At 63.1% G+C, this 4,449-nt stretch carries 4 protein-coding genes; 1 reads left to right on the forward strand and 3 read right to left on the reverse strand.

Going from position 1 to position 4,449, the window contains the following annotated elements; all coding sequences use genetic code 11:
• From kdpB to kdpF, 3 genes are all read right to left on the reverse strand, one after another.
• Positions 1 to 1,752, reverse strand: a 1,752-nt coding sequence (gene kdpB, locus VMS96_15135) for a potassium-transporting ATPase subunit KdpB (GenBank protein ID HVP44761.1), incomplete at its 3' end; no start/stop codon positions are given.
• Between the two features lie 12 nt (positions 1,753 to 1,764).
• On the reverse strand, positions 1,765 to 3,507 hold the full coding sequence (gene kdpA / locus VMS96_15140) for a potassium-transporting ATPase subunit KdpA (GenBank protein ID HVP44762.1): 1,743 nt from the start codon (positions 3,505 to 3,507) through the stop codon (positions 1,765 to 1,767).
• Positions 3,504 to 3,596, reverse strand: a complete 93-nt coding sequence (gene kdpF / locus VMS96_15145) for a K(+)-transporting ATPase subunit F (GenBank protein HVP44763.1) — start codon at positions 3,594 to 3,596, stop codon at positions 3,504 to 3,506. Before kdpF ends, kdpA begins: the two co-directional genes overlap by 4 nt.
• Positions 3,597 to 3,877: 281 nt before the next feature.
• Here kdpF and VMS96_15150 point away from each other — a divergent pair.
• The coding region (locus tag VMS96_15150; protein ID HVP44764.1) for a D-lyxose/D-mannose family sugar isomerase at positions 3,878 to 4,449 on the forward strand (572 nt) is incomplete at its 3' end.

The raw sequence follows: 4,449 nt of genomic DNA on the forward strand, positions 1-4,449 counted from the left end.
CGTCATCAGCATCTGCTTGCCGATCTCGACGACTTCGATCAGCTTGGTCGGGTTGGAATCGAGGTCCACCATGTTCCCCGCCTCCTTGGCCGCCTGGGTGCCCGTGTTCATCGCCACCGCGACGTCGGCCTGGGCCAGGGCCGGGGCATCGTTGGTCCCATCGCCGGTCATGGCCACCAGCCGTCCGCCGGCCTGCGAATCGCGGATCAGCTTGAGCTTGGCCTCGGGGGTGGCCTGGGCGAGGAAGTCGTCCACGCCGGCCTCGGCGGCGATCGCCGCGGCGGTCAGCGGGTTGTCGCCGGTGATCATCACGGTCTTGATGCCCATCTTGCGCAGCTGGGCAAAGCGCTCCTTGATGCCGCCCTTGACGATGTCCTTCAAATGGATCACGCCCAGCGCCCGGCCATTGCGCACCACGACCAGCGGCGTGCCGCCGGAGCGGGCGATGGTGTCCACATTGGTTTGCAGATCGGACGGAACGGGATGGCCGTTCGACCGCACCAGTGCCATCATCGTATCGGGCGCGCCCTTGCGAATACTGGTGCCGTCGAAATCCACGCCCGACATGCGCGTCTGGGCGCTGAACGGGACGAAATGCATTCCCTGGGGTGCGGCTTCGCTGGGACCGATCGTCTGTCCGCGCAGACCGTATTTCTCCTTGGCCAGCACGACGATCGAGCGGCCCTCGGGGGTCTCGTCGGCCAGGGAGGCCAGCTGGGCCGCCTCGGCCAGCTCCCTGGCCGGGACCCCGCCGACGGGGATCAGCTCGACCGCCTGGCGGTTGCCCAGGGTGATCGTGCCGGTCTTGTCGAGCAGCAGCACATCCACGTCGCCGGCGGCTTCCACCGCCCGGCCCGACATGGCGATCACGTTGCGCTGGATCATGCGGTCCATGCCGGCGATGCCGATGGCCGAGAGCAGGCCGCCGATGGTGGTCGGGATCAGGCAGACCAAGAGAGCCACCAGCACGGTGATGGTGATGGGCGTACCCTGCCCGGCGACCCCCACGCTGTACAGCGAGTAAGGCAGCAGCGTGGCGCACACGATCAGGAAGATGATCGTGAAGCCTGCCAGCAGGATGTCGAGGGCGATCTCGTTGGGCGTCTTCTGGCGCTTGGCACCTTCCACCAGGCTGATCATACGGTCGAGGAAACCCTCGCCGGGGTCGGCGGTGACGCGCACCACCAGCCAGTCAGAGAGCAGGCGCGTCCCGCCGGTGACCGCGCTGCGGTCCCCGCCCGCTTCACGGATCACGGGCGCGCTCTCGCCGGTGACGGCGCTCTCGTCGACCGAGGCGACGCCTTCGACGATCTCGCCATCGACCGGCAGGACGTCGCCGGCCTCCACCAGGAAGATGTCGCCCTTGCGCAGGACCGTCGAGGCGACCAGCTCGAATTTGGCCTGGCGATTCGAGCCGTGCAGCTTCTTGGCCTGGGTCGTCTGGCGGGTGCGGCGCAGGGCTTCCGCCTGGGCCTTGCCGCGCCCTTCGGCCACGGCTTCGGAAAAGTTGGCGAACAGCACGGTGAACCACAGCCACAGGGCCACCCCGCCGATGAAACCGGCCGGCGCTTCTCCCTTACCAAACAAGGCCTGGATCCATAAGACGGTGGTCAGCACGCTGCCGACTTCCACCACGAACATGACGGGGTTGCGAACCATCTTGCGCGGGTCGAGCTTGACGAACGAATCCAGCACGGCGCGCTGGTACAGCTCCGGCCGAAACACGGATCGTTTTTTGAGTTGAATGGTCATTCTTAATCCAATCTAGTGAAAAATCATTAAATGCTCTACGATCGGCCCCAGCGCCAGGGCGGGCAGGAAGCCCAGCGCCCCGACGATCACTACGACGGCGATCAGCCAGACGACGAAGAGCGGCGTGTGGGTGGCCAGCGTCCCCGCCCCGGCCGGGACCTTCTTCTTCAGTGCCAGCGAGCCGCCAATGGCCAAAGCCGGGATCGCCAGCCAGTAGCGGGCGAAGAACATGATGATGCCCAGCGCCGTATTGTAGAACGGGGTGTTCACGCCGAGTCCCGCAAAGGCGCTGCCGTTGTTGGCGGTCGCCGACGAGAAGGCGTACAGGATTTCGGTAAAGCCGTGCGGGCCGGGGTTGAGAACGCCGGCCTGACCGGCGGGGGTCATCACGCCGACCGCGGTGCCGACCAGGGCAGTAAAGACCGGGATGAGCAGGATCAGCGAGGCCATTTTCATCTCGTAGGATTCGATCTTCTTCCCCAGGTACTCGGGCGTGCGCCCGACCATCAGCCCGGCGACGAAGACCGCCACGATGACGAAGGCCAGCATGCCGTACAACCCGGAGCCGACGCCGCCATAGATGACCTCACCCAGGTGCAGCAGCCACATGGGGATCATGCCGCCGATGGGCATGTTCGAATCGTGCATCGAGTCGACCGAGCCGTTGGAGGCGGCCGTCGTGGCGGTGGCCCACAAAGCCGAATTGGCCACGCCGAAGCGCACCTCCTTGCCCTCCATGTTCCCACCCGGATTGATATTGCTCTGCCGGATGTCGACGCCCAGGGCGGCGATGGTCGGGTTGCCAGTCTGTTCGGCCCACACCTCGACTCCCAACAGCACCACAAAGATCAGCGTCATGGACGCCAGGATGGCCCAACCCTGGCGCGTATCTCCAACCATCTTGCCGAAGGTGTAGCACAAGGCGGCCGGGATGAGCAGGAGCGAGAGCATCTCGAGGAAATTGGAGAGCGGGGTCGGGTTCTCGAAGGGATGCGCCGAGTTGACGTTGAAGAAACCGCCGCCGTTGGTGCCGAGCTGCTTGATGGCGATCTGCGAAGCCGCCGGACCGACGGCCAGCACCTGCTGCGTCACTGCGCTGCCGCTGGCGTCGGTCGCCGGCTGCAGCAGCGCCACGGTTTTGTAGGCGCTGAAGGTCTGCACCGTGCCCTGCGAGACAAGCACGAGAGCCAGGATCAGGGCCAGCGGCAGGAGGATGTAGAGGGTGGTGCGGGTTAAATCCGTCCAGAAGTTGCCGACGGTCTTGGCGGTGTGGCGGGCGATGCCGCGGATCATGGCGACCAGCACGGCCATGCCGGTGGCTGCCGAGACGAAGTTCTGGGTGGTCAGGGCCAGCATCTGGGTCAGGTAGCTCATCGTCACCTCGCCGCCGTAGCCCTGCCAGTTGGTGTTGGTGGCGAAGCTGACCGCGGTGTTCCAGGACGAATCCGGCGAGACCGCCCCGAAGCCCTGCGGGTTGAGCGGCAGGAAACCCTGGATGCGCTGCAGGGCGTACACGACCAGCAGCCCCAGTCCGTTGAAGAGCATCACGGCGATGGCATACACCTTCCAGTTCATCTCTTCGTCCGGGTGCACGCCGCACAGGCGGTAGATCAGCCGCTCGAGCGGGCGCAGGAGCGGGTCGAGGAAGGTGCGCTCCCCCTGGTAGACTTTCGTCATGAAAAGCCCCAGCGGTTTGGCGAGGGCGATCAAGACCACCATGTACAAGATGAGCTGCAGCCAACTGAAGATATTCATTCGAACCACTCCGGTTTCAGCAGGGCAATGACGAGATAGATAAACAGGGCCAGGGTAACCAGGCCGGTAATGAGATACATCAGGTTCATTTTTTACCCTCCATCATCCGCTCACAGAATACAATAAAGCCCCAGCTGAGCAGTACAAACAGGATGGTCAAACCAACGTAAAGGAGATCGGTCATATACTTGCCTCCATGAAGGACTGAATTACGACAAAATTATATTGACTTGGAAGTCAAAAAAAGAACAAGCCGGCCGGGGAGAAAGTCAAGAAACCATCAAAGACAGGGGCGCAGCCTCCATCGAAAGTAGGGTATGGGGCGGGTTATAATAAGTTGTCCGAGACAGCCAGGAAACGGAGAGCGAACGTGAAACGGTCCGAGATCAATGCCATCATGCAGAACGCCGACGACTTCATCCGCGGCCGCGGGTTCTATCTGCCCCCCTTCGCCTACTGGACGCCCGAGGATTGGTCGCAGAAGGGCGAGGAGGTGAGCGAGATCGTGGAAAACAACCTCGGCTGGGACATCACCGATTTCGGCAAAGGCGATTTCCGCAGCTTCGGCCTGTTCCTGTTCACCATCCGCAACGGCAATCCGACGAACTGGCAGACGAAGACCGGCAAGCTTTACGCCGAAAAGCTCATGATCGTGGAGGAAGGCCAGATCACACCCATGCACTTCCATTGGAGTAAAATGGAGGACATCATCAACCGCGGCGGCGGCAGACTGGCAATCCAACTTTATCATGCCTCACCGGACGAGGAGCTGGACAGCAAAAACGAGGTGCACGTATCCATCGACGGAACGCGGCGCGCGGTCAAAGCGGGTGGAGTCCTCAGGCTGGAAGCTGGGGAAAGCATCACTCTCGAGCAGCGCTGCTATCACAAATTCTGGGGCGAGGGACGGGTCCTGATCGGCGAGGTCTCGATGGTCAACGA

This window comes from Terriglobales bacterium, from assembly GCA_035543055.1.
In the GTDB taxonomy this organism is placed as follows: domain Bacteria; phylum Acidobacteriota; class Terriglobia; order Terriglobales; family Acidobacteriaceae; genus JAIQFD01.

Coding starts and splice junctions, on each gene's coding strand:
- kdpF (HVP44763.1), bottom strand. CDS start 3,596: ATGAACCTGATGTATCTCATTACCGGCCTGGTTACCCTGGCCCTGTTT.
- kdpA (HVP44762.1), bottom strand. CDS start 3,507: ATGAATATCTTCAGTTGGCTGCAGCTCATCTTGTACATGGTGGTCTTG.